Genomic DNA, 22,358 nt, shown 5'->3' with positions numbered 1-22,358 from the left:
GCGCGCCGCACCAGCGCCCCGGCTCACCAGGAGACGGGCAGCGCCTTGCCCTCCTCGTACCCGGCGGCCGACTGGACGCCGACGATGGCGCGCTCGTGGAAGCCGGGGACCGAGTCGGCACCCGCGTAGGTGAACGACGAGCGCACACCGGCGGTGATCATGTCGAGGAGGTCCTCGACCGAGGGCCGGAGCGGGTCGATCGTGATGCGGGAGGACGAGATGCCCTCGGCGAAGAGCGTCTTCCGCGCGAGTTCGAACGGGTCGAGTCGACCGAAGCGCTCGTGTACGGCCTTGGTCGACGCCATGCCCCAGCTCTCCTTGTAGAGCGACCCGTCAGCGGCGCGCTGCAGCTCACCGGGGGCTTCGATCGTGCCGGCGAACCAGGACCCGATCATGACCGAGGACGCACCGGCCGCGAGGGCGAGGGCGACGTCGCGGGGGTAGCGGACGCCACCGTCCGCCCAGACCTTCGCGCCGAGTGCGCGGGCGGTCGCGGCCGTCTCGAGCACGGCCGAGAACTGCGGACGTCCGACCGCCGTCATCATCCGCGTGGTGCACATCGCACCGGGTCCGACACCGACCTTGAGGATGTCCGCACCGGCGTCGACGAGGTCCTGCACCGCGACGGCGGACACGACGTTGCCGGCGACGATCGGGAGGCCGAGACCGAGCGCACGGACGGCCGCGATCGCGCGGAGCATGCCCTCCTGGTGCCCGTGGGCGGTGTCGATCACGAGGACGTCCACCCCGGCGGCGGCGAGCGCCTGCGCCTTGACGGCGACGTCGCCGTTGATGCCGATCGCCGCGGCGACCCGGAGCCGGCCCGACGCGTCGAGCGCCGGCGTGTAGATGGTCGACCGGAGCGCGCTCGTCCGGCTGAGGGTGCCGACGACGGCGCCGTGGTGCAGCACGGGCGCGAACTCGAGGTCGGCGGCGACCATGAGGTCGAACGCGGCCCGGCCACCGGTCACGTCGTCGGCGTCGATCGAGGCGAGCGACCCGCGAGCGAGGTCGCCGAGCCGTGCGTCGGGCAGCGCCGTGGCGAGACGTGCGGCCGGGATGCAGCCGGCGAAGGCGTCGCGCTCGTCGTGGAGCACGATGCCGTGACCGGCGACCGCGGGGATCAGGCGCAGGGCGTCGGCCGCGGTCTGATCGGCGCGCATGATCAGCGGCGTGTCGAAGGCGACCGGCTGCTCCTTGACCCAGCGGATCGCCGCGTCGAGCTCTTGGAGCGGCATGTCCTGCGGCAGGACGCCGAGTCCGCCGCGCCGCGCCAGTGCCGCCGCGAGGCGTGGCCCGGTGACGGAGTTCATGTTGGCGGAGACGATCGGGATCGTGGCGCCGGTGCCGTCGTCCGGAGCCAGGTCGACGTCGAGTCGACTCGTGATCCCGGAGCGGCTGGGGACGAGGAACACGTCCGAGTACGTCAGGTCGTGGCTGGGAATCTCACCGATGAACCGCATGAGAACACCGTATCCCGACCGGCGTCCGAGCCGCACCGACGACGGAATGGGTTTAGGCTTGATGACTGGATCGTGCGGGCATGTTCCCTGCCTGCAAACAGTGAGAATTCAACGGAGAGAGTGGGCGATCGACGGTGTCGAGCCAGATGACCGGAGTGGGCGCCGATGACGGCGCAACGAACGAATTCGGAGCCAATGAATGGCTCGTCGACGAGATGTACGAGCAGTACCTCGTCGACAAGGATTCCGTGGACCGCTCCTGGTGGCCGATCCTCGAGCACTACCGGCCGGTGAACGGCGCAGCCCAGGGAACGACGGGCGGCCAGTCGGACGACGATGCGGCAGCCGCCGGCGCCACGGCGTCGGCCCCCACCCCTGCGGCGGCGGACGAGGCGGCGGCCCGGGTCAACCCGCCGACGGCCCCGATCCAGGTCATCGGCGCGCAGCCGGTCGCGCGCACCACCTCGGTCCAGGCGAAGCCGGCCCCGATCCCGGCCGACGCCCCGATGACGAGCCCGAACCAGGTCCAGCAGCCGAAGAGCGACCAGACCGAACCCGCTCCGGAGGACGTCGACAAGGTCACCGTGCTGAAGGGCATGGCCAAGTCGCTCGCCACCAACATGGACGCGAGCCTGACGGTCCCGACCGCGACGAGCGTGCGCACCATCCCGGCGAAGCTGATGATCGACAACCGCATCGTCATCAACAACCACCTGAAGCGCGCCAGAGGCGGCAAGGTCAGCTTCACCCATCTCATCGGCTGGGCCCTCATCCAGGCGTTGAAGGACTTCCCGAGCCAGAACGTCTACTACGAGGAGGCCGACGGCAAGCCCACGGTCGTCGCCCCGGCGCACATCAACCTCGGCATCGCCATCGACCTCCCGAAGCCCGACGGCTCCCGCGCCCTCATGGTGCCGGGCATCAAGCGCGCCGACACCCTCACCTTCAACGAGTACCTCTCGGCGTACGAGGACCTCGTGACCCGCGCCCGCAAAGGCAAGCTCACCGGAGCCGACTTCCAGGGCGTCACGATCTCGCTCACGAACCCCGGTGGCATCGGGACCGTGCACTCGGTCCCCCGTCTCATGAAGGGCCAGGGCTGCATCATCGGCGCCGGCGCCCTCGAGTACCCGGCCGAGTTCCAGGGCGCCTCCGAGCGCACGCTCAACGAGCTGGCGATCGGCAAGACGATCACCCTCACGAGCACCTACGACCACCGCGTCATCCAGGGTGCCGGCTCGGGCGAGTTCCTCAAGGTCGTCCACGAGCTGCTCATCGGCAGCCGCAGCTTCTACCAGGACATCTTCGCCGCGCTCCGCATCCCGTACGACCCGATCCACTGGTCGCCCGACATCAGCGTCGACCTCGCCGACGCCGTCGACAAGACCGCCCGCGTCCAGGAGCTCATCAACGCGTTCCGCGTCCGCGGCCACCTCATGGCCGACATCGACCCGCTGGAGTACGTGCAGCGCTCGCACCCCGACCTCGAGATCGAGACCCACGGCCTGACCTTCTGGGACCTCGACCGCGAGTTCGTCACGGGCGCCTTCGGCTCGGCCCGCACGGCCAAGCTGCGCGACATCCTCGGCGTCCTCCGCGACTCGTACTGCCGCACCACGGGCATCGAGTACATGCACATCCAGGACCCCGCGCAGCGCAAGTGGATCCAGAGCAAGGTCGAGCGCAAGTACGAGAAGCCGACGCACGACGAGCAGATGCGCATCCTCGGCAAGCTCAACGAGGCCGAGGCCTTCGAGACCTTCCTGCAGACGAAGTACGTCGGCCAGAAGCGCTTCAGCCTCGAAGGCGGCGAGTCCACCATCGCCCTGCTCGACACCATCCTCCAGGGTGCGTCGCAGGCCCAGCTCGACGAGGTCGCGATCGGTATGGCCCACCGCGGCCGCCTCAACGTCCTCACGAACATCGCCGGCAAGACGTACGGTCAGATCTTCCGCGAGTTCGAGGGAACGCAGGACCCTGCGAGCCACGGTTCCGGCGACGTGAAGTACCACCTCGGCACCGAGGGCACCTTCAAGGCCGAGGACGGCCGCGAGATCCCGGTCTACCTGGCAGCGAACCCCTCGCACCTCGAGGCCGTCAACGGCGTGCTCGAGGGCATCGTCCGCGCGAAGCAGGACCGCGGGCCGATCGGCGCGTTCGGCACCCTCCCGATCCTCATCCACGGCGATGCGGCGATGGCCGGTCAGGGCGTCGTCCTCGAGACGATGCAGCTGTCTCAGTTGCGCGGCTACCGCACGGGCGGCACGGTCCACGTCGTCATCAACAACCAGGTCGGCTTCACCACGCCTCCTGGCGAGGGCCGCTCCTCCATCTACAACACCGACGTCGCGAAGACCATCCAGGCGCCGATCTTCCACGTGAACGGCGACGACCCCGAGGCCGTCGTGCGGGTCGCGGAGCTCGCCTTCGAATACCGCCAGGAGTTCAAGCGCGACGTCGTCATCGACCTCGTGTGCTACCGCCGACGCGGCCACAACGAGGGCGACGACCCGTCGATGACGCAGCCGCTCATGTACAGCCTCATCGAGGCGAAGCGCTCCGTCCGCAAGCTGTACACCGAGGCGCTCGTCGGCCGTGGCGACATCACCGAGGAGGAGTACGAGGCCGCGCACCGCGACTTCCAGGACCGCCTCGAGCGCGCCTTCATGGAGACGCACGCCGAGCAGACCTCGCCGACGCCGATCCCGACCGAGGTCCTCGACGAGGACGGCTACTCCGGCGAACTCGAGACGACCGGTGTCTCCGAGGGCGTCGTGCAGCTCATCGGCGACGCGTTCAACAACAAGCCCGCCGGGTTCACCGTGCACCCGAAGGTGCAGCAGCTCCTCGAGAAGCGTCTCGACATGAGCCGCAACGGCAACATCGACTGGGGCTTCGGAGAACTGCTCGCGCTCGGATCGGTACTCATCGAGGGCACCCCGGTGCGGATGTCCGGACAGGACTCTCGCCGCGGCACCTTCGTGCAGCGTCACGCCGTCCTCCACGACCGGGTCAACGGCCAGGAATGGCTGCCGCTCGCGAACCTCAGCGACAACCAGGCCCGCTTCTGGATCTACGACTCGCTCCTCAGCGAGTACGCGGTCATGGGCTTCGAGTACGGCTACTCGGTCGAACGTGCCGACGCGCTCGTGCTGTGGGAGGCGCAGTTCGGCGACTTCACCAACGGCGCGCAGACGATCATCGATGAGTTCATCTCCTCCGCCGAGCAGAAGTGGTCGCAGCGGTCGAGTGTCACGCTCCTCCTCCCCCACGGCTACGAAGGCCAGGGCCCCGACCACTCGTCCGCGCGGATCGAGCGGTTCCTGCAGCTCTGCGCCGAGGACAACATGACCGTCGCACGGCCGTCGACCCCCGCGTCGTACTTCCACCTCCTGCGTCGCCAGGCGTACGCCCGCCCGCGTCGGCCGCTCGTCGTCTTCACCCCGAAGGCGATGCTACGTCTGCGTGGCGCGACCAGCCCGGTGGCGGACTTCACCTCCGGCCGCTTCGAGCCGGTGATCGACGACGCACGGATCACCGACAAGGCCGCGGTCAAGCGGGTGCTCCTGCACTCCGGGAAGATCCACTACGACCTCCTCAGCGAGCTGCAGAAGCAGCCGAACGACGAGATCGCCCTCGTCCGCGTCGAGCAGTTCTACCCGGTCCCGGTGGCCGAGCTGAACGCCGTGGTCGCGCAGTACCCGAACGCCGAACTGGCGTGGGTACAGGACGAGCCGGAGAACCAGGGCGCGTGGCCGTTCATCTGCCTGGAGGCCGCCAAGCACCTCGAGGGTCGGACGATCCGCAACGTGTCGCGCACCGCGTCCGCCTCCCCCGCCACGGGTTCGGCGAAGCGTCACGCCGCCGAGCAGGCGGAGCTCCTCCGCACCGCGCTGGCGCTCTGACCTCAGCCGCACGACCGACGACCGCCTGTTCCGACAGGCGGTCGTCGTCGTCTGCGTCGTCGTCTGGACGCGGGCGGTCAGCACGGCGACAGCGATCCGTGAGTGGGCGGTGAGCCACCGCCAATAGGCTGACGCCATGGACTTCGCATTCCTCGCCGTCGTCGCGGTGGTGACCATCGTCGCGGTGGCCCGCTTCGCGAACAAGCTGCGCGTGGCAGCCCCGCTCATCCTCGTCCTGGTCGGGCTCGCCCTCAGCTATCTGCCGTTCGTGCCGGACGTCGAGGTCAAGCCGGAGTGGATCCTCGCCGGCGTGCTGCCACCGCTCCTCTATTCGGCCGCCGTCAACGTGCCCCTGGTCGACTTCCGCCGCAACCTCAAGGCGATCTCCGGGCTCTCGGTCGTCCTCGTCGTGGTCTCGTCGGTCCTCATCGGCTGGATCCTTTCGACGATCCTCCCCGACCTGAGCCTGGCCGCCGGCATCGCCCTCGGCGCCGTCGTCAGCCCGACCGACGCGGTCGCCGCGACCTCCATCGGCAAGCGGCTGGGCATGCCGTCGCGCCTCGTGAGCGTCCTCGAGGGCGAGAGCCTCGTGAACGACGCCTCGGCCCTCGTCCTCCTGCGCTCCGCCATCGCCGCGACCGCCGGGACGGTCTCGTTGTGGGGTGTCCTGGGCGACTTCGCCTATGCCGTGGCGCTCGCGATCGCGATCGGGATCGTCGTCGGGTTCATCACGGTCCGGATCCGCTCCCGCCTCGGCGACCCGGTCCTGACGACGGTCATCTCCTTCGCCGTGCCGTTCATCGCGTATCTGCCCGCCGAGCACTTCCACGCCTCAGGCGTCCTGTCGGTCGTGGTCGCCGGGCTCTACACCGGGCATCAGAGCGCGAAGTACTTCACCGCCCAGGACCGCATCAGTGAGCGCATCAACTGGCGGACGACGCAGTTCCTCCTCGAGAACGGGGTGTTCCTGCTCATGGGGCTCGAGCTCGAGGCCATCGTCTCGCAGGTGGAGCAGGACGACCTCGGCATCTGGTCGTCGATCGGCCTCGGGTTGCTGACCGCCATGACCCTCATCGTCGTCCGCATCGTGTTCGTCGGCGTCCTCGTCTGGTCGTTGCGACGCGATGAACGGGAAGCCCTTGCCCGGCGGCCGAGACTGGAGCAGGTCTCCGCACGCCTCGAGGGGCATCCGACGGAGAACGCGCGTTCAGCCAAACGCAAGGCCGCCTTCTCGAGGTCGATCGCCCGGCGGAGCGCCGACCTGGACTTCCTGCAACGCGAGGGCCTCGGATGGCGGGGCGGCGCGGTGCTCGCCTGGGCGGGGATGCGTGGTGTCGTCACGATCGCCGCCGCTCAGTCGCTCCCGTTGGACACCCCGTATCGGGCGGAGCTGGTGCTCATCGCGTTCACGGTCGCGATCGTCACCCTCCTGCTCCAGGGCGGTTCCCTCCCGCTCGTCATCCGGCTGACCCGGGTCGGTGGGACGGACGAGCAGGCGGCGATGGCGGAACTGGCCGGTCTCGTGGAGGAGATCTCGACCGTCGGTGTGGCCGCCCTCGACGACCCGCAGCTGCGAACGGACGGCGGGGAGCCGTTCGACTCCGCGGTCGTCGACCGGGTACGCACGAGCAGCCTCATCCGCGTCGAGTCGGCGGCGGAACGCACCGATGCCGGCGTGGGCCCGCACGAGCAGTTCCGACAGCTGCGACGCCGAGTGCTCGACGCCGAACGCGATGCGCTCCTCGATGCGCGGGCGACCGGCAGCTACTCCTCCGAGGTGTTGGCGAAGGCGCAGCGGATGCTGGACGTCGAGGAGTCACGCCTCGACGGCGCCGGCTGATGCGGTCGGTCCGTCGTCAGGCGCTCTCGTGGGTGGCCTGGGTGGCCCGCAGCGACGCCAGGACCTGGTTCTTCAGGTCTTCGGGTGCCGTCTCCTTGCACGCCCGCTGCACGGCCTCGGTGAGGGTCTGGGCGACGAGCGCCTCGTTCTGACACTCCGGGCAGTTCGCGAGGTGCTCGCGGATGTCGGCCGCTTCGGTCGTGCACACCTCGTGACGGAGGTACTCCTCGAGGTCCTTCTTGGCCTTGTCGCAGCCGCAGTCGCTCATTTCTTGCTCCCCTGCTTCGTCACGGTGAACCCCCGGGACTCGGCGTAGTCGGCCAACAGGTCGCGGAGGAGTCGTCGGCCACGGTGCAGACGACTCATCACGGTCCCGATGGGCGTTTTCATGATGTCGGCGATCTCCTGGTAGGCGAAGCCCTCCACGTCGGCGAGGTACACCGCGAGGCGGAAGTCCTCCGGGATGGCCTGCAACGCGTTCTTGACGTCGCTGTCCGGCAGGTGATCGATCGCTTCGGCCTCGGCGGAGCGGCTGGAGGTGGCGCTGATCGACTCGGCGCCGCCCAACTGCCAGTCCTCGAGGTCGTCGATGGTGCCCTGGTACGGCTCGCGCTGCTTCTTCCGATACGTGTTGATGTACGTGTTCGTGAGGATGCGGTAGAGCCACGCCTTGAGGTTGGTGCCCTGTTCGAACTGCGCGAACGCGGCGAAGGCCTTCACGAACGTCTCCTGGACGAGGTCCTGAGCGTCCGACGGGTTCTTCGTCATGCGCATGGCAGCGCCGTACAACTGATCGATGAACGGCAGTGCCTGTGCTTCGAACAGTGATCGGGGGTCCGGCTCGGCCGGAAGGGCTTCTGGGTCGACGGAGGTCATCACCGGCCAGTCTACGGCCAGCGCCAGACGGCCGTGATCGGCCTCCGTCACCGGTCGTTCCAGTACCGCTGTGGACATCCGCTCCTCCTTCTGCTCTCGACCCCGACTACTGTTGGAACCAATGTTGACCAATCCGTATTCCGCACCAGATTTCGACGTGTACGGCGATGCCGAACCCGAGCACGACGACGCAGCCTGGCCGGCGCCCGTCGCGGGCGGTCCGGTCGATGCGACCGTCTCGCTTCCGGGCTCGAAGTCGCTCACGAACCGCGAGCTCGTCCTGGCCGCTCTGGCCGACGGGCCCTCCCTCCTGCGCGCCCCGCTCCACTCGATGGACAGCACCAACATGGTCGAGGCGCTCCGCGCACTCGGGACCACCATCGTCGAGCGACCGGCGTCGGGCGCGTTCGGCAAGGACTGGCTCGTCACGCCGGGCGAGCTGTTCGGCAGCACGACCGTCGAGTGCGGGCTCGCCGGCACCGTCATGCGGTTCGTCCCGCCGCTGGCCGCCCTCGCGCTCGGGCCGACCGTGTTCGATGCCGACCCCTCGGCCAGGAACCGGCCGATGGCCACCATGATCGGCTCGCTCCAGGCGCTCGGCGTCGACATCAGCGACGACGGCCGGAAGGCGCTCCCCTTCACGGTGCACGGCACGGGCACGGTGAAGGGTGGCAAGCTCACGATCGACGCGTCGTCGTCGAGCCAGTTCGTGTCCGGCCTCCTGCTGGCCGCAGCCCGCTTCGAGCAGGGCCTCCACCTCGTCCACGAGGGCGAGCGTCTGCCGAGCCTGCCGCACATCGAGATGACCATCGCGGCCCTCGCGGCCCGGGGGGTCACCGTGGAACAGCCCTCCGTCGGTGAGTGGGTCGTCGCCCCCGGCACGATCGCCGCGCTCGACGTCGACCTCGAGCCCGACCTCTCCAACGCCGCACCGTTCCTCGCCGCGGCGCTCGTCACCGGCGGAAGCGTCACGCTCCGCGGCTGGCCCACCTCCACCACCCAGGTCGGTGCCGACCTGGCGGACCTCCTGCCCCGCTTCGGCGCGACGGTCACCCTGGACGGCGACCGCCTCACCGTCACCGGCGGCGAGCGGATCACCGCGGTCGACCTCGACCTGACCACCGGCGGTGAGCTCGCGCCCGCCCTCACCGCGCTCGCGGCACTCGCCGACGGACCGTCGACCATCACGGGCATCGGGCACATCCGTCACCACGAGACCGACCGCCTCGCGGCCCTCGCGACGGAGATCAACAAGCTCGGTGGCGCCGTCACGGAGCTGCCGGACGGTCTCCGCATCGAACCGCGCCCCCTCCACGGCGGCGAGTGGTCGAGCTACCACGACCACCGCATGGCGACCACGGGAGCGATCCTCGGTCTCGTCGTGCCCGGGGTCACCATCGAGAACGTCGCCACGACCGCGAAGACGCTCCCACAGTTCACCGAACTGTGGCACGCGATGCTCGGGGGCTGAGCCGATGAGCTGGTGGGACGACGGCGTCGACGACGACGAGCCGGAACTCGACGAGTCGAGCATCAGGATGCGGCCGAACCCGAAGGCGAACCGCCCACGGACGAAGACGCGGCCCGAGCACCTCGATGCACTGACCGCACGCGTCCTCGCGGTCGACCGCGGTCGCTACACCGTGCTCCTCGACGAAGGCACGCCCGAGGAGCGCGTCCTGACGTCGACCCGCGCTCGTGAACTCCGTAAGCAGGCCATCGTGACCGGCGACCGGGTCGATGTCGTCGGCGACACCTCGGGTGCCGAGGGCACGCTGTCGCGCATCGTGCGGATCGTGCCGCGCACGACGCTGCTCCGCCGCAGTGGCGACGACACCGACGCCATGGAGCGCGTCGTCGTCGCCAACGCCGACCAGATGCTCATCGTCGTGGCTGCGGCGAACCCCGAACCACGGGCCCGCCTCGTCGACCGCTACCTCGTCGCCGCCTACGACGCGGGGATCACCCCGATCCTCTGCATCACGAAGACGGACCTCCAGGACCCCGACGAGTTCCTCGCGAACTTCGCCGGGCTCGGCCTGCGCGTGTTCCGCAGCCGGGAGGACGACGTCCCCCTGGCCGAGATCACCGAGGCCCTCATCGGCCACGACACGGTCTTCGTCGGCCACTCGGGCGTCGGCAAGTCCACCCTCGTCAACGCCCTCGTCCCGACCGCTGAGCGCGCCACAGGGCATGTGAACGTCGTCACCGGGCGTGGCCGCCACACCTCCTCGTCGACCGTCTCGTTGCGCATCGAGGCGCCCGGAGGATCCGGGTGGGTCATCGACACCCCGGGCGTCCGCTCGTTCGGTCTCGGACACGTCGACACCGCCAACATCCTGAAGTCGTTCACCGACCTCGCGGAGATCGCGCTCGAGTGCCCGCGCGGCTGCACCCATCTTCCCGACGCCCCCGACTGCGCGATCATCGAGGCCGTGGCCGAGGGACGGCTCGGAGAGAACGGCCCCGCGCGCCTCGACTCGCTCCAGCGGCTGCTGGGGACCTTCGCGACGATCAAAGCCGACCAGTACTCCTGACTAGGCTTGGGGTATGCCTGAACCCCTCCGTCTCTCCGCCGGCGACCCGGCCCCCGCGTTCACCCTGACCGACCAGGACGGCACCAGCGTGTCCCTGTCCGACTTCGCCGGACGGCGGGTGATCCTGTACTTCTACCCCGCCGCGATGACGCCCGGCTGCACCACCCAGGCGTGCGACTTCCGCGACAACCTCGCATCGCTCAGCGGTGCCGGGTACGTGGTGCTCGGCGTCTCGAAGGACTCCGTCGAGAAGCTCAAGGCCTTCCAGGAGGAGGACGGGCTCACGTTCCCGCTCCTCAGCGACCCGGAGCTGACGGTCCACCAGGCGTACGGAGCCTACGGTGAGAAGAACTCGTACGGACGCATCGTCACGGGCGTCCTCCGGTCGACGTTCGTCATCGACGAGACGGGCACCCTCACCCTCGCCCGGTACAACGTCAAGGCCACCGGCCACGTGAAGAGCCTCCGTAAGGCTCTCGGCCTCGACGCCTGACGCGTCGCGGCTGGACCATCAGGACCGACGCGTCGCGCTCAGATCTCGCGTCGGGTCACGGCGGCGACGGCCGGCGTGAACAGGAGCCCGAGGACGGCCAGCGACGGCAACAGCAGGAACCACCCGATCGCGGGTTGCGCGAAGACCCCCTGGAACGCGCCGACGGCGACGGCGATCTGCACGAGCTGCCAGGTGACCGCTCCCCCGCGGATCCAGCTCCGTCCGCGGATCGCGCCGAGGGCGAGCGCCGTGACGAACGCCGTGGCGATGAGCAGGATCACGAAGATCGCCAGTGCGCTCGTGAACGAGGCCGGCGTCGCCGCGACCAGCTCGAAGAGGAACCAGGCCGAGAGCCCGATCATGAGCAACGCCTCCGCGACGAGCAGGACGATGAAGGCCAGCACCGCCGGACGACGACGCTCCTCAGGGTTCGGAGCGGAGGCGGCGTTTCGATCGGTACTCACAGGGTTCACCCAAACTTGACTATTGATTTGCTCTTACCGATATGAAACCATGTTTGAGGCCGACATGAGGTCCACGAGGGTGTGGACAGATCCCGAATCCCGGACGATCATCCCCCTCGCATTTCGGCTTTCGCTTCCCGAGACCCCTCACTCGGTTGAAGAAATCTCACCATGCAATAAAAGGAGCTCCCCTATGGATTGGCGCGATAAAGCTGCCTGCCTGACCGTCGACCCGGAATTGTTCTTCCCGGTCGGGAACACCGGTCCGGCGGTCGATCAGATCGACAAGGCGAAGGCCGTGTGCGCCACCTGCAGTGTCACGGAGCTGTGCCTCCAGTACGCGCTCGAGACCGGCCAGGACTCCGGTGTGTGGGGCGGCCTCAGCGAAGACGAGCGCCGCGCCCTCAAGCGTCGCGCGGCTCGCGCCCGCCGCGCCTCCTAGTCGCAGACGAGAACCCCGGGTGCCGAACGGCCCCGGGGTTCTCGCATGTCCGCGGCCGTTCGCGACGGCCCAGGACCTCAGCTCTTGGCGACCCAGCGCATCGGGATCGCGATCGTGACCTCGGTTCCGCTCCCCATGAGCGTGTGCCAGTCGATCGTCCCGCCCAGTTCCCCCTGGATGAGCGTCCGCACGATCTGGGTGCCGAGGCCGGACCCGACCTTCCCCTCCGGGAGCCCCACGCCGTTGTCGCGGACCTGCACGCTCAGCAGCTCGTCCGTGCGGTCGGCCGTGATCTCCACGTCGCCGTCGCGGCCGTTGAGGCCGTGCTCCACCGCGTTGGTGACGAGTTCGGTGAGCGCGAGGGCGAGTGGCGTCGCGTACTCGCTCGGGAGCACGCCGAACGAGCCGGAGGACTTCGGGCGGACCGTGGTGTTGTGGGAGCTCGCCACTTCGGCGATGAGCAGGAGCACGCGCTCGAAGACCTCGTCGAAGTCGACGTTCTGATTGAGCCCCTCGGACAGCGTGTCGTGCACGACCGCGATGGCGGCCACGCGCCGCATGGCCTGCGTGAGGGCGTCGTGGGCGTCCTCCGAGTGCGTCCGCCTGGCCTGGATCCGCAGGAGCGACGCGACTGTCTGGAGGTTGTTCTTCACCCGGTGGTGGATCTCGCGGATCGTCGCGTCCTTGGTGATGAGTTCCTGCTCCTGGTGACGCAGTTCGCTGACGTCGCGGCAGAGCACGATCGCGCCGACCCGCTCGCCGCGGCTCCGCAACGGGATCGCCCGGAGGGAGACCGTCACGCCCTTGTCCTCGATGTCGGTCCGCCACGGCGCCCGACCGGTGACGACGAGTGGCAGGGACTCGTCGACGGTGACGGTCCCCGTCCCGGAGAGCAGATGGGTCGTGACGTCCGCGAGCGACTCGCCCTCGAGTTCCTCGGCGAATCCGATCCGGTTGAAGGCCGAGAGCGCGTTGGGGCTGGCGAACGTGACGGTACCGTCGACATCGAGACGGATCAGGCCGTCGCTCGCGCGCGGCGCGCCCCGGCGCGGTCCGGTCGGCGCTCCGAGATCCGGGAAGTCGCCAACCGCGATCATCTCGAACAGGTCGCTCGCGCAGTCGTTGAAGGTGAGTTCCTGGCGGCTGGGCGTGCGAGCCTCACCGAGATTGGTGTGGCGGGTGATGACCGCGATCGGTCCGTCGGCATTGGTCGTCTCGGTCGGAGATATCCGCCGGGCGACGGGTACGGCACGAACCCTGGTCGGGGTCTCCTCGTACCAATCCGGTGCGGACGACTCGATGATCCGTCCACTCTCGAAACAGTCGGTGACCTGCTTGCGCCATTCCTGCTTGATGGATTGCCCGACGAAGTCGCGATAGAAGAGTGTCGCGGCACTCGACGGACGCGAATGCGCGACCGCTATGAAACTGCCGGAATCGGTCGGTACCCAGATGACGATATCGGCGAACGCCAGATCCGCGAGGAGTTGACTGTCCGCGAGCAGCATGTGCAGCCACTCCACGTCGGCCGCACTGGAGCGGCCCTGGGCGAGAACGAGATCACTGAGCGTCGACACGATTCCAGTCTAGGCTCGGCCGGCCGACACCGAGTGCGCCGGGCGTGCCCTGACGACCACTGGTCCAGGCAGGCATGGAACGACGACGGCGCTCAGCGGCCCGTGGGGGGCCGCTGAGCGCCGTCGCCGGACGGGGATGCGTCAGTTGGCTGCGCGGTAGGCGTCCTGGACTGCCTGGGGGATGCGTCCGCGCGACGACACGGCGTGCCCGTTCTTCGCGGCCCACTCGCGGATCGCGGCGAGGTTCTCGGCGCTGTTGCGGGTGCTGGTGCTCGAGGTGCGGCGCCCACGCTTGACCGGGCGTCCGGCTCCGATGTAGGGCTTCAGCGACTCGCGGAGGTTCTTCGCATTGTCTGCCCCGAGATCGATCTCGTATTCGGTTCCGTCGATCGCGAACCGGACGGTCTCTCCTGCACCGGAAGCGAGTTCGCTGCCGTCGAGATCGTCGATGTATGTGGTGATGACTTTCTGAGCCATGGGGGGTCCTCCTGAAGATATCCGTGGTGAGTCCGACGGTTATCCGATCATATCGAACACCACCAAGCGAATCTGAATACCGACACGATACCGGAGTAATTCATCACCCAACGGATAACGATGCGTCGGAGAAGAATGCAGATGCATATATGGGCGAGCAAATGCATATTCGGTTGATCGCCCAATTGTATTGAGTGACTTCGTCGGGACTATTCCGCTCGGCGTGACCGACTCCGCGCACGACGCCCACGTGCTCCACCCGACGAGCGCCGCGAGCGGTCCCGCACCGGCGCCGGCTCCTGGTCGAGGACGGTGGACACGAACCGCCGCAACGCGACGGGAAGCGCCCCGCGCGGGGCCTGGTCGCGGAGGGTCCTCCCCGCGATCACCGCGGCGTCCACCACCCGTTGGTCCTCCGGCAGGAGCGCGGCCGCCTCGATCCCGCCGAAGCGGGAGAGCGTGGACGCCAGCTGACCGGCCGGGCCGGTACCGAGCGCGACGCCACGCAGCCGGTTCACCACCACCGAGATGCGCGACGGGTCGACGAGTTCGACGAGTTCCGCGTGCCCGCGGAGCAGCCTCGTGACCCCGACCGGGTCAGCCGCACCGACCTCCACCACCCGGTCCGCGGACCCGAGGACGGCGAACGCCGCCCCGTTCCGTCTGGGCGCGAACAGGTCGCTCGAGATCTCCTCGTCCGCCTCCAGACAGAACGCCGTGTCGATCACGATGTCGTCCATCCACGCCCGGCACCGTTCGATGGTCGTCGCGACGCGCTCCGTCGACAGTTCCGTCCAGCGTGCCGCACGGGAGATGCCGGTCAAGACCCGGAACGCGCCGGACGGCGACGGATGGACGACCGCGATCCGCTCGAGCTGCTCGATGTCGAGCGCCCCACTTCCGGCCAATCGGCAGGCCGCGGCGAACCCGGGCGCCTCGTCGAGGAGGCCGAGCATGGCCGCGACGGATGACCCGTAGGTGTCCGCGTCGATGAGGACGACCCGGCGTCCGCGCGCGGCCAGCTCGCTGGCGATGCCCGCGGCGACGGTGGTCGTGCCGGGCGACCCGGCCGCGCCCCACACGGCGATGACCCGCCCCGCGGCCTGGGCGACCGGACGAGGGCCGTCGCCGCCGAGGTCGAGCGGCGCGATGCTCCGATCGAGCTCCTCGGGATCGACCGGCAGGAGGACGATGTCGACCAGGCCCAGCCCCGCCGCATGGCGACGCTCGGACTCACCGGACGCGAGCGCCACGACCCTCGTACCCACGCGGTCCGCGAGGTCGATGAGGTCGGCGCGCAGGCGGTCGACCCCGGGTGACACGAGCAGTACGTCGACGGGCGTCCCGGCACCGATGCGCTCGTCGAGTTCGGCGCCGTCGTGACAGCGCCAGGCGACGCGGTGCCCGAGGTCGAGCATCGTCGCGAGGATCTCGCCCTCGACCCGTGGGTCGAGGGCGAGTCCGACGCGCAGCATCAGCGTTCGCCGTGCTCGGTGGGGACCACGGACAGCAGGTGCGCCGCCGCCGTCGCCGAGAGCACCGTCGCGACGGCCGAGCGTGGGACGGCGAGCTCGAGGGCGACCGAGCCGCGGCCGGACAGGAGCCCTTCGTCCTCGCCGACCCGGACGACCGTCGCGGCCGAGACCAACACCTCCGGCACTCCGTACCCGTCGCCGTCCGGCGCGGCCGCCCACAGGTCGACGACGGTCCCCGGCACGATGTCGGCGCCGAGCCGTCCGGCCGGTTCGACGACGAGCGTGGTCACGCCGACGGCGCTCGCCTCGCCGAGCGCGTCGAGCGGCACGAGCTCCCCCGCCGCGATCGTCCGCGTGACGTCGATTCCCGCCGGCGGTGCCGCTCCGGCTCCGAGGTACCCGCTTTCGACCGATCCCAGACGTGCGTCGATCACCTGGAGTGAGGAGCGGTCGAGCCGCGTTCCGGGCGTCAGCGTCTCGGAGGCCGCATACACCGGGGTCGTCCGGCTCGAGGTCGTGACGAGCCACCACACCCCCAGGATCGACACGACCACCAGCATGAGGCCCACGAGGAAGCGTGGGTCCACCCAGATGCGCGACCGGGACACCTGCCGTCCGCCAACACCATGACGCAGTCCGGCGAGACGGTCGCTCATCCGCTCGCCGCCGTCGCTTCGCGCTCCTCCCGATTCCGATCCGTGTCCCCGCTCGCTTCCCCGCACCGTCTCCTCCTTCATGGGCACCCCGTGCGCCGCCTCCGGTCCCATGCTGCCCGGGCTGCGGACATCGCGCCGAAGTTATCCACAGCCCGGCGGACGCCGCCCGCGCGAGAGGATAATCGAGGAATGGAATCGCAGCGCGATGCGGCCCCGCTCGGTCGCTTCCTCACCGTCGCCGACACGGCCGAGGTCTTGAACGTCTCGGCCCAGCACGTGGCCGAGCTCATCTCGAGCGGTGAGCTGCCCGCCATCCGGATCGGGCGCAGCGGACCGTGGCGCATCGAGTTCCCGGCACTCGAAGCCTTCATCAGCGGTCAGTACGAGGAGGCACGTCGTGCAGGCCTCTGGCATCAGGCCCAGCTCACCGAACTCGCCGAGTTCTCCGGCGCACCGATGCTCCGGCCCGTGCCACCACTCGGTTGAGCCCCGACCCCGGCAGGCGCCCGACGCCACGCCTCAGTCAGCCCGCTCGACGATGACGACCTCCGACAGCACGACGATGCGGATCTGCTCGACGCTCCGGCTGCGGCGCGGCGACCCCGGCTCGTGGACGGCCAGATCCAGATGGTCGCGGCCCACCCGGTCGATCGTGCCCGTCCAGCTCCCCGTCCGGGTCCGCACGACCACTGCAGCACGGCGCCGGCACAGATCACGGAGCAGGAACGAGACGGTCAGGCGGTCGAGCAGTCGCGGTTCGCGGACCACGACGTCGTCGAGACTCCAATCGACCTGGGTCTGCGTCATGGCGACCGCCGCGATCGCATCGAGCGGCACGACGACCTCCCGGCCGCCCGGGGTGCCGGAATCGGCCTGCAGCCAGTCCTTCCCGATGCTCCGGACCCGCAGCCGCCAGGTCGTCCCGTCGACGAGTTCCACGACGAGCGGTCCTGGTGCGCCGGCATCGCCGCAGAGGGCGGCCAGCCGCTCACGGAGGGTGAGGCGCGCACGCCGAAGCCGCTCGGCCTCGACGCGGACGGCGTCGTCGTCGACGGCGAGCTCGTCGTCGAGCTGACCGGCGAGATCGTCGAACAGGCTGTCCCAACGCATACGCCGACGGTAGTGCGCCGAGGTCGGCCGCGTCCTGCGTTCTCCACAGACCCCTGGTACCGGACACCGGAGAACTGACATGATGAGTGTGACATGTCAGATTCTGGTCGCCCGACTCGTGGCGGCCGCCCACCCCTCGGAGGCCCCATGAGCACCGCTGCCCGGCACGACGACGACGAGCCCGAAGCACACACGGCTCGCCTCCGGCCGGCGCCTCCGCTCCCCGAGCGACGCACGCGGGAGGTACGGGCGGCAGCCCGCCCCGGTGCGGACGACTATTTCGCGCCCCAACCGGCGCCCCGAGCCGAGCTCCCCGATCCGCGACCACTGCTCGAGAACCTGACTCGGAGCGTGATCGAGGTGATCGCCGGAGCCCGCGACCTCACGCAGCTCGCGCGCTGGATCACCGCTGACGTGCACACCGTCCTGCTGAAGCGCGTGATCCTCGCCGAACGGGCACGACGCGTCCGCGGCGTCCCGGGCACCGTCCCGGTCGTCTCGATCGGCACCGTGACCGTCTCCGAGCCACGCGACGGCGTCGTCGAGTCCGTGGTCATCGTCCACGGACGAGCCCGGTCCCGAGCCGTGGCCATCCGGCTGGAGGGCTTGGACGGCCGCTGGCGGGCGACCTCGGTGAGCGTGCTCTGACCGCCGCTGCATCTGCGCAGCACCCGACAGACGAGAGCCCTCCGGACCGATGTCACCATGGTCCGGAGGGCTCCCGTTCGTGCCGGCGTACGCCTACTTCTTCTTGCCCTGCTTGCGACGGTCCGAACGGTTGCTCGGAGCAGCCGCAGGGGCTTCCGACTGCTGGCCGAAGGCCCCACGCGACGCCTTCGCGGCCGGGGCGGCCTTCGTGGCGGGAGCCGCGTCGCCGGCGGGACGGTTCGTCTGCTGGAGACGCTGTGCCCGTTCGGTGGCCGCCTTCTCGATCTGCCCGCGCTGGTTGCGGACCTCGACCCCACCCTGCTCGCTCGGAGCGGAGTAGCTGAGCTTCTCGGTGTCGGGGGTCTCCTGCGTCAGGCCCTTGGCCGTGATCGCCGGCGCGGCGGTGCCTGCGTCGACCTCTCCGGCGACCTCGACCTCGAGGTTGAAGAGGAAGCCGACGCTCTCCTCGCGGATCTGCCCCATCATCTGCTGGAACATCGCGTAACCCTCGCGCTGGTACTCGACCAGCGGATCGCGCTGCGCCATCGCCCGCAGACCGATGCCGTCCTTCAGGTAGTCCATCTCGTACAGGTGGTCGCGCCAGCGGCGGTCGATCACCTGGAGGACGACGCGGCGCTCGAGCTCGCGCATGGCCGGGGCACCGAGCGACTCCTCACGGTTGGTGTACGCGAGCTTGGCGTCGGAGAGGATCTCCCGGCGCATGAAGTCGCGGTTGATCCGCCCCTTCGTCCCGGCCTCCTGGACGACCTCGTCGATCGTCAGGCCGACGGGGTAGAGCGTCTTCAGTTCGGCCCAGAGTGCGTCGAAGTCCCAGTCGTCGCCGTTGCCCTCGCCGGTGTGCTCGTCGAGGACGTCGTCGACGACGCTCTCGAGGAACTGCTGTGCGCGGTCGTGGAGGTCGTCGCCCTCGAGGATGTGGCGGCGGTCGGAGTAGATCGCCTCGCGCTGCCGGTTGAGGACGTCGTCGTACTTGAGCACGTTCTTGCGGATCTCCGCGTTCCGCGCCTCGACCTGCGACTGGGCGCTGCGGATCGCGCGGCTGACGATCTTCGACTCGATCGCGAGGTCGTCCGGCACGTTCTGACGCCCCATGAGGCTCTCCGCGGCTCCGGCGTTGAACAGGCGCATGAGGTCGTCGGTGAGGGACAGGTAGAACCGGCTCTCGCCCGGGTCGCCCTGACGGCCGGAGCGACCGCGCAGCTGGTTGTCGATGCGGCGCGACTCGTGGCGCTCGGTACCGAGGACGTAGAGTCCGCCGGCGTCGATGACCTTGTCGGCCTCCTCCTTGACCGCTGCCTTCACCTCGGTGAAGACGTCGTCCCACGCAGCCTCGTACTCCTCGGGGGTGTCGATCGGGCTGAGCCCCTTGGCGTTCATCTCCGCGACGGCGAGGAACTCGGCGTTGCCGCCGAGCATGATGTCGGTTCCACGACCGGCCATGTTGGTGGCGACGGTGACCGAGCCGAGTCGACCGGCCTGGGCGATGATGGCGGCCTCACGCGCGTGGTTCTTCGCGTTGAGGACCTCGTGCTTGACGCCCTTCTTGGCGAGGAGCCTCGACAGGTATTCGCTCTTCTCGACGCTCGTCGTGCCCACGAGGACCGGCTGGCCCTGCTCGTGGCGCTCGACGATGTCCTCGACGACCTGTGCGAACTTCGCCTCCTCGTTCTTGTACACGAGGTCCGACTGATCGATGCGCTGCATCGGGCGGTTGGTCGGGATCGGGACGACGCCGAGCTTGTACGTCGACATGAACTCGGCAGCCTCGGTCTCGGCCGTACCGGTCATGCCGGACAGCTTCTCGTAGAGACGGAAGTAGTTCTGGAGCGTCACGGTCGCGAGGGTCTGGTTCTCGGCCTGGACGGCGACGCCCTCCTTGGCTTCGATCGCCTGGTGGATGCCCTCGTTGTAGCGACGTCCGACCAGGATGCGACCGGTGTGCTCGTCGACGATGAGCACCTCGCCGTTCATCACGACGTAGTCCTTGTCCTTCTTGAAGAGCGCGCGGGCCTTGATCGCGTTGTTCAGGAAGGAGATGAGCGGGGTGTTGGCGGACTCGTAGAGGTTGTCGATGCCGAGGTAGTCCTCGACCTTCTCGATGCCGGGCTCGAGTACGCCGACGGTGCGCTTCTTCTCGTCGACCTCGAAGTCCTCACCGGGCTCGAGTCGCACCGCGAGCCGGGCGAACTCCTGGAACCAGCGGTTCGCCTCGCCGGAGGCCTTCCCGGAGATGATGAGCGGGGTCCGTGCCTCGTCGATGAGGATGGAGTCGACCTCGTCGACCACGGCGAAGAAGTGACCGCGCTGGACCATGTCCTTCGCCTGCCACGCCATGTTGTCGCGGAGGTAGTCGAACCCGAACTGGTTGTTCGTGCCGTAGGTGATGTCGGCCGCGTACTGCTCGCGGCGCTGCTCCGGCGTCTGCCCCTCGACGATCACGCCGGTCGTCATGCCGAGCGCGCGGAAGACGCGCCCCATGATCTCCGACTGGTACGACGCGAGGTAGTCGTTCACCGTGACGATGTGCACGCCCTTGCCGGCGATGGCGTTGAGGTAGGCCGGGAGGGTCGCGACGAGCGTCTTTCCCTCACCGGTCTTCATCTCGGCGATGTTGCCGAGGTGGAGCGCGGCGCCACCCATGATCTGGACGTCGAAGTGACGCATGCCGATCGTGCGGCGTGCAGCCTCGCGCACCGCGGCGAAGGCTTCGGGGAGGAGGTCGTCGAGGGTCTCGCCGTTCTCGAAGCGCTCGCGCAGCTCGACGGTCTCGCTCTTCAGCTCCTCGTCGCTCAACTCCGTGAAGTCGTCCTCGAGGGCATTGACCGCCTTCGTGAGGCTGGTCAGCTTCCGGAGGATGCGACCTTCGCCGACGCGAAGGATCTTCTCAAGTGGTGAGGCCACGAATTGCTCTCCATTACGTGTTCCTGATCTCCGTCCTGGTCGACTGACCGGGACGGACGGGGTGCACCAGAACGGGGCAGTCCTCTGAACATGTTAGCGGGGAGTCCCTTGAGTGGACGCTGTGTATCGAGGGGCGGACGGATGTCGACGGAGCGCCGCCGCAGCGCGGGACGGACGGGTCACTAGGCTGGCGACACCTACGGCGTAGGCATTTCCTGGAGGTTCGATGTCGGTCAAGCACGGTCTGCTCGCGATCCTCGCGCTCGGTGACGACTACGGGTACCGTCTGCGCGGTGAGTTCGACCGGCGGACGACACCCGACACACCACTCAACGTCGGCCAGGCCTATGCGACCCTCGATCGTCTCGAGCGGGACAGGCTCGTCGAGCGGGCCGCCGTGGATGCGCAGGGGCATGTCTTCTACCGCATCACCGCCGACGGGCGCGACGTCCTCGACCGCTGGTGGGCGACACCCGTCACGGCCAGCGCATCGCGAGACGAACTCCCGAACAAGGTCGCCCTCGCGGCGTCACTCGACGGCGTCGACGTGTTCGGGGTCATCGCCGTCCAACGCGCGTGGGCGCTCGATCTCGTGCAGCAGCTCGACGCGGACCTGTCGGCCCTCCCCCCGACGCCGCAGGGTGACATCGCGTGGATCGGGCTCGAAGCCAGACGGCGACGCTCCCTGGCCGAGCTCGATTGGCTCGAGGCGACCTCGGCACGCCTGCGCGTGCACGACGCCGTCTTCGAGGTCGGCACCGACATGCCACGACGCGGCCGCCCGGCGAACCGGGCGACCGCGTCGGTCGGGGTGCAGGACGCTAGTTCGAGCCGTCCTCGAGGCTGATCACGCCGTAGTCCCAGCCCTTGCGGCGGTACACGACGCTCGCCCGCTCCGACGAGGCGTCGATGAACAGGAAGAAGTCGTGGCCGACGAGTTCCATGCGGTCGACGGCGTCCTCGACGCTCATCCACTCCGCGGGGAACTCCTTCGTGCGGATGACGACGGGTGAGTACGCCTCCTGCTCCTCGTCCTCGTGGGTCAGCGTCGCGACGCTCCCGGTCGCGACCTGCTCGAGCAGCTCCGGTGCGGCAGGCGTGATGTCGACGCCGCTGAACCCCTCGCTGCTGGCGGCGTGCAGGGAGGTGCGGTGCTTGCCACGGTGCTCCTTCTTGCGGTCCTTCGAGCGGCGGACGCGCTCGAGCATCCGCGCGATCGCGAGATCGAAGGCCACGTACTTGTCGGAGCCGGTCGACTCCGCACGGACCAACGGCCCGGGGCCGACGAGCGTCAGCTCGACGCGGTCCTCGCCCTTGCGTCCGTTGGCGTCGTGATGGCGGGACACCTTGATGTCGAGCGACTGCGCCTGCTCGACCAGATGGGCGACCTTCTCCGCCTTCTCGGTCGCGTACTCGCGGAACCGATCGGTGATGCCGAGTCCAAGTCCGACGATGTTGATATCCACGTTCGAC

20 protein-coding genes are annotated in these 22,358 nt (G+C 69.0%); 9 read left to right on the top strand and 11 right to left on the bottom strand.

Annotated features, from left to right (window positions below; translation table 11 throughout):
- Window positions 1–23 precede the first annotated feature (23 nt).
- Complete coding sequence (gene guaB1 / locus ACZZZB_RS17220) at window positions 24–1,463, bottom strand: GMP reductase (RefSeq protein ID WP_071262471.1); 1,440 nt, start codon at window positions 1,461–1,463, stop codon at window positions 24–26.
- A gap of 134 nt (window positions 1,464–1,597) precedes the next feature.
- Here guaB1 and ACZZZB_RS17215 point away from each other — a divergent pair, with 134 nt between their 5' ends.
- Entirely contained in the window at window positions 1,598–5,368 is a 3,771-nt protein-coding gene (locus tag ACZZZB_RS17215) for a multifunctional oxoglutarate decarboxylase/oxoglutarate dehydrogenase thiamine pyrophosphate-binding subunit/dihydrolipoyllysine-residue succinyltransferase subunit (protein WP_463530346.1), read from the top strand.
- A 136-nt stretch (window positions 5,369–5,504) separates the two neighbouring features.
- Window positions 5,505–7,208, top strand: a complete 1,704-nt coding sequence (locus tag ACZZZB_RS17210) for a cation:proton antiporter (protein WP_463530345.1) — start codon at window positions 5,505–5,507, stop codon at window positions 7,206–7,208.
- A gap of 16 nt (window positions 7,209–7,224) precedes the next feature.
- Here the strand turns inward: ACZZZB_RS17210 and ACZZZB_RS17205 are convergent, their stop codons facing one another.
- Both ACZZZB_RS17205 and ACZZZB_RS17200 read right to left on the bottom strand, forming a co-directional pair.
- Entirely contained in the window at window positions 7,225–7,476 is a 252-nt protein-coding gene (locus ACZZZB_RS17205; RefSeq protein WP_079707242.1) for a zf-HC2 domain-containing protein, read from the bottom strand.
- Entirely contained in the window at window positions 7,473–8,162 is a 690-nt protein-coding gene (locus tag ACZZZB_RS17200; RefSeq protein ID WP_079707243.1) for a sigma-70 family RNA polymerase sigma factor, read from the bottom strand. Before ACZZZB_RS17200 ends, ACZZZB_RS17205 begins: the two co-directional genes overlap by 4 nt.
- A 43-nt stretch (window positions 8,163–8,205) precedes the next feature.
- Between ACZZZB_RS17200 and aroA the strand changes: the two genes are divergently transcribed.
- Genes aroA through bcp form a run of 3 tightly spaced genes read left to right on the top strand, consistent with a single transcriptional unit; the run spans window position 8,206 to window position 11,114 of the window.
- Entirely contained in the window at window positions 8,206–9,555 is a 1,350-nt protein-coding gene (gene aroA, locus ACZZZB_RS17195; protein ID WP_191941437.1) for a 3-phosphoshikimate 1-carboxyvinyltransferase, read from the top strand.
- Between the two features lie 4 nt (window positions 9,556–9,559).
- Window positions 9,560–10,621: a ribosome small subunit-dependent GTPase A gene (rsgA, locus tag ACZZZB_RS17190; protein WP_064295360.1), complete on the top strand. Its 1,062-nt coding sequence runs from the start codon at window positions 9,560–9,562 to the stop codon at window positions 10,619–10,621.
- 13 nt (window positions 10,622–10,634) lie between these two features.
- Window positions 10,635–11,114, top strand: coding sequence for a thioredoxin-dependent thiol peroxidase (gene bcp, locus ACZZZB_RS17185; protein WP_079002800.1), 480 nt, complete (start codon window positions 10,635–10,637; stop codon window positions 11,112–11,114).
- A gap of 38 nt (window positions 11,115–11,152) precedes the next feature.
- On the opposite strand, the gene ACZZZB_RS17180 is transcribed toward bcp, so the two are convergent.
- On the bottom strand, window positions 11,153–11,578 hold the full coding sequence (locus ACZZZB_RS17180) for a hypothetical protein (RefSeq protein ID WP_137243338.1): 426 nt from the start codon (window positions 11,576–11,578) through the stop codon (window positions 11,153–11,155).
- 193 nt (window positions 11,579–11,771) lie between these two features.
- Here ACZZZB_RS17180 and ACZZZB_RS17175 point away from each other — a divergent pair, with 193 nt between their 5' ends.
- Window positions 11,772–12,020, top strand: coding sequence for a WhiB family transcriptional regulator (locus ACZZZB_RS17175; protein ID WP_056012627.1), 249 nt, complete (start codon window positions 11,772–11,774; stop codon window positions 12,018–12,020).
- A 77-nt stretch (window positions 12,021–12,097) separates the two neighbouring features.
- On the opposite strand, the gene ACZZZB_RS17170 is transcribed toward ACZZZB_RS17175, so the two are convergent.
- From ACZZZB_RS17170 to ACZZZB_RS17155, 4 genes are all read right to left on the bottom strand, one after another.
- Window positions 12,098–13,597 (bottom strand): sensor histidine kinase, encoded by a 1,500-nt coding sequence (locus tag ACZZZB_RS17170; protein WP_079002802.1) that lies wholly within the window; start codon window positions 13,595–13,597, stop codon window positions 12,098–12,100.
- Window positions 13,598–13,738: 141 nt separating this feature from the next.
- Window positions 13,739–14,074, bottom strand: coding sequence for a histone-like nucleoid-structuring protein Lsr2 (locus ACZZZB_RS17165; protein WP_085513359.1), 336 nt, complete (start codon window positions 14,072–14,074; stop codon window positions 13,739–13,741).
- Window positions 14,075–14,283: 209 nt separating this feature from the next.
- On the bottom strand, window positions 14,284–15,549 hold the full coding sequence (locus ACZZZB_RS17160; RefSeq protein WP_194645530.1) for an AAA family ATPase: 1,266 nt from the start codon (window positions 15,547–15,549) through the stop codon (window positions 14,284–14,286).
- A complete protein-coding gene (locus ACZZZB_RS17155; RefSeq protein ID WP_463530344.1) occupies window positions 15,549–16,205 on the bottom strand; it encodes a hypothetical protein in 657 nt (218 codons plus the stop codon). The genes ACZZZB_RS17160 and ACZZZB_RS17155 overlap by 1 nt, the downstream gene beginning before the upstream one ends.
- A gap of 189 nt (window positions 16,206–16,394) precedes the next feature.
- On the opposite strand from ACZZZB_RS17155, the gene ACZZZB_RS17150 reads away from it, so the two are divergent.
- Window positions 16,395–16,691, top strand: coding sequence for a helix-turn-helix domain-containing protein (locus ACZZZB_RS17150; RefSeq protein ID WP_064295239.1), 297 nt, complete (start codon window positions 16,395–16,397; stop codon window positions 16,689–16,691).
- A 33-nt stretch (window positions 16,692–16,724) separates the two neighbouring features.
- Here the strand turns inward: ACZZZB_RS17150 and ACZZZB_RS17145 are convergent, their stop codons facing one another.
- Entirely contained in the window at window positions 16,725–17,315 is a 591-nt protein-coding gene (locus tag ACZZZB_RS17145) for a hypothetical protein (RefSeq protein WP_194645528.1), read from the bottom strand.
- 147 nt (window positions 17,316–17,462) lie between these two features.
- On the opposite strand from ACZZZB_RS17145, the gene ACZZZB_RS17140 reads away from it, so the two are divergent.
- A complete protein-coding gene (locus tag ACZZZB_RS17140; protein ID WP_193555848.1) occupies window positions 17,463–17,963 on the top strand; it encodes an Rv3235 family protein in 501 nt (166 codons plus the stop codon).
- Between the two features lie 93 nt (window positions 17,964–18,056).
- On the opposite strand, the gene secA is transcribed toward ACZZZB_RS17140, so the two are convergent.
- A complete protein-coding gene (gene secA, locus ACZZZB_RS17135) occupies window positions 18,057–20,885 on the bottom strand; it encodes a preprotein translocase subunit SecA (protein WP_137243342.1) in 2,829 nt (942 codons plus the stop codon).
- Between the two features lie 226 nt (window positions 20,886–21,111).
- Between secA and ACZZZB_RS17130 the strand changes: the two genes are divergently transcribed.
- Window positions 21,112–21,732 (top strand): PadR family transcriptional regulator, encoded by a 621-nt coding sequence (locus tag ACZZZB_RS17130; protein ID WP_137243343.1) that lies wholly within the window; start codon window positions 21,112–21,114, stop codon window positions 21,730–21,732.
- On the opposite strand, the gene hpf is transcribed toward ACZZZB_RS17130, so the two are convergent.
- Window positions 21,707–22,351, bottom strand: a complete 645-nt coding sequence (gene hpf / locus ACZZZB_RS17125; RefSeq protein WP_064295235.1) for a ribosome hibernation-promoting factor, HPF/YfiA family — start codon at window positions 22,349–22,351, stop codon at window positions 21,707–21,709. The genes ACZZZB_RS17130 and hpf overlap by 26 nt on opposite strands.
- Window positions 22,352–22,358 lie beyond the last annotated feature (7 nt).

It is taken from the genome of Plantibacter sp. AC185, from assembly GCF_979258065.1.
This window is presented reverse-complemented; position numbering and strand designations above follow the sequence as displayed.

Coding starts and splice junctions, on each gene's coding strand:
- guaB1 (WP_071262471.1), bottom strand. CDS start 1,463: ATGCGGTTCATCGGTGAGATTCCCAGCCACGACCTGACGTACTCGGAC.
- ACZZZB_RS17210 (WP_463530345.1), top strand. CDS start 5,505: ATGGACTTCGCATTCCTCGCCGTCGTCGCGGTGGTGACCATCGTCGCG.
- ACZZZB_RS17205 (WP_079707242.1), bottom strand. CDS start 7,476: ATGAGCGACTGCGGCTGCGACAAGGCCAAGAAGGACCTCGAGGAGTAC.
- ACZZZB_RS17200 (WP_079707243.1), bottom strand. CDS start 8,162: ATGTCCACAGCGGTACTGGAACGACCGGTGACGGAGGCCGATCACGGC.
- aroA (WP_191941437.1), top strand. CDS start 8,206: ATGTTGACCAATCCGTATTCCGCACCAGATTTCGACGTGTACGGCGAT.
- rsgA (WP_064295360.1), top strand. CDS start 9,560: ATGAGCTGGTGGGACGACGGCGTCGACGACGACGAGCCGGAACTCGAC.
- bcp (WP_079002800.1), top strand. CDS start 10,635: ATGCCTGAACCCCTCCGTCTCTCCGCCGGCGACCCGGCCCCCGCGTTC.
- ACZZZB_RS17175 (WP_056012627.1), top strand. CDS start 11,772: ATGGATTGGCGCGATAAAGCTGCCTGCCTGACCGTCGACCCGGAATTG.
- ACZZZB_RS17165 (WP_085513359.1), bottom strand. CDS start 14,074: ATGGCTCAGAAAGTCATCACCACATACATCGACGATCTCGACGGCAGC.
- ACZZZB_RS17160 (WP_194645530.1), bottom strand. CDS start 15,549: ATGCTGCGCGTCGGACTCGCCCTCGACCCACGGGTCGAGGGCGAGATC.
- ACZZZB_RS17155 (WP_463530344.1), bottom strand. CDS start 16,205: ATGAGCGACCGTCTCGCCGGACTGCGTCATGGTGTTGGCGGACGGCAG.
- ACZZZB_RS17150 (WP_064295239.1), top strand. CDS start 16,395: ATGGAATCGCAGCGCGATGCGGCCCCGCTCGGTCGCTTCCTCACCGTC.
- ACZZZB_RS17145 (WP_194645528.1), bottom strand. CDS start 17,315: ATGCGTTGGGACAGCCTGTTCGACGATCTCGCCGGTCAGCTCGACGAC.
- ACZZZB_RS17140 (WP_193555848.1), top strand. CDS start 17,463: ATGAGCACCGCTGCCCGGCACGACGACGACGAGCCCGAAGCACACACG.
- ACZZZB_RS17130 (WP_137243343.1), top strand. CDS start 21,112: ATGTCGGTCAAGCACGGTCTGCTCGCGATCCTCGCGCTCGGTGACGAC.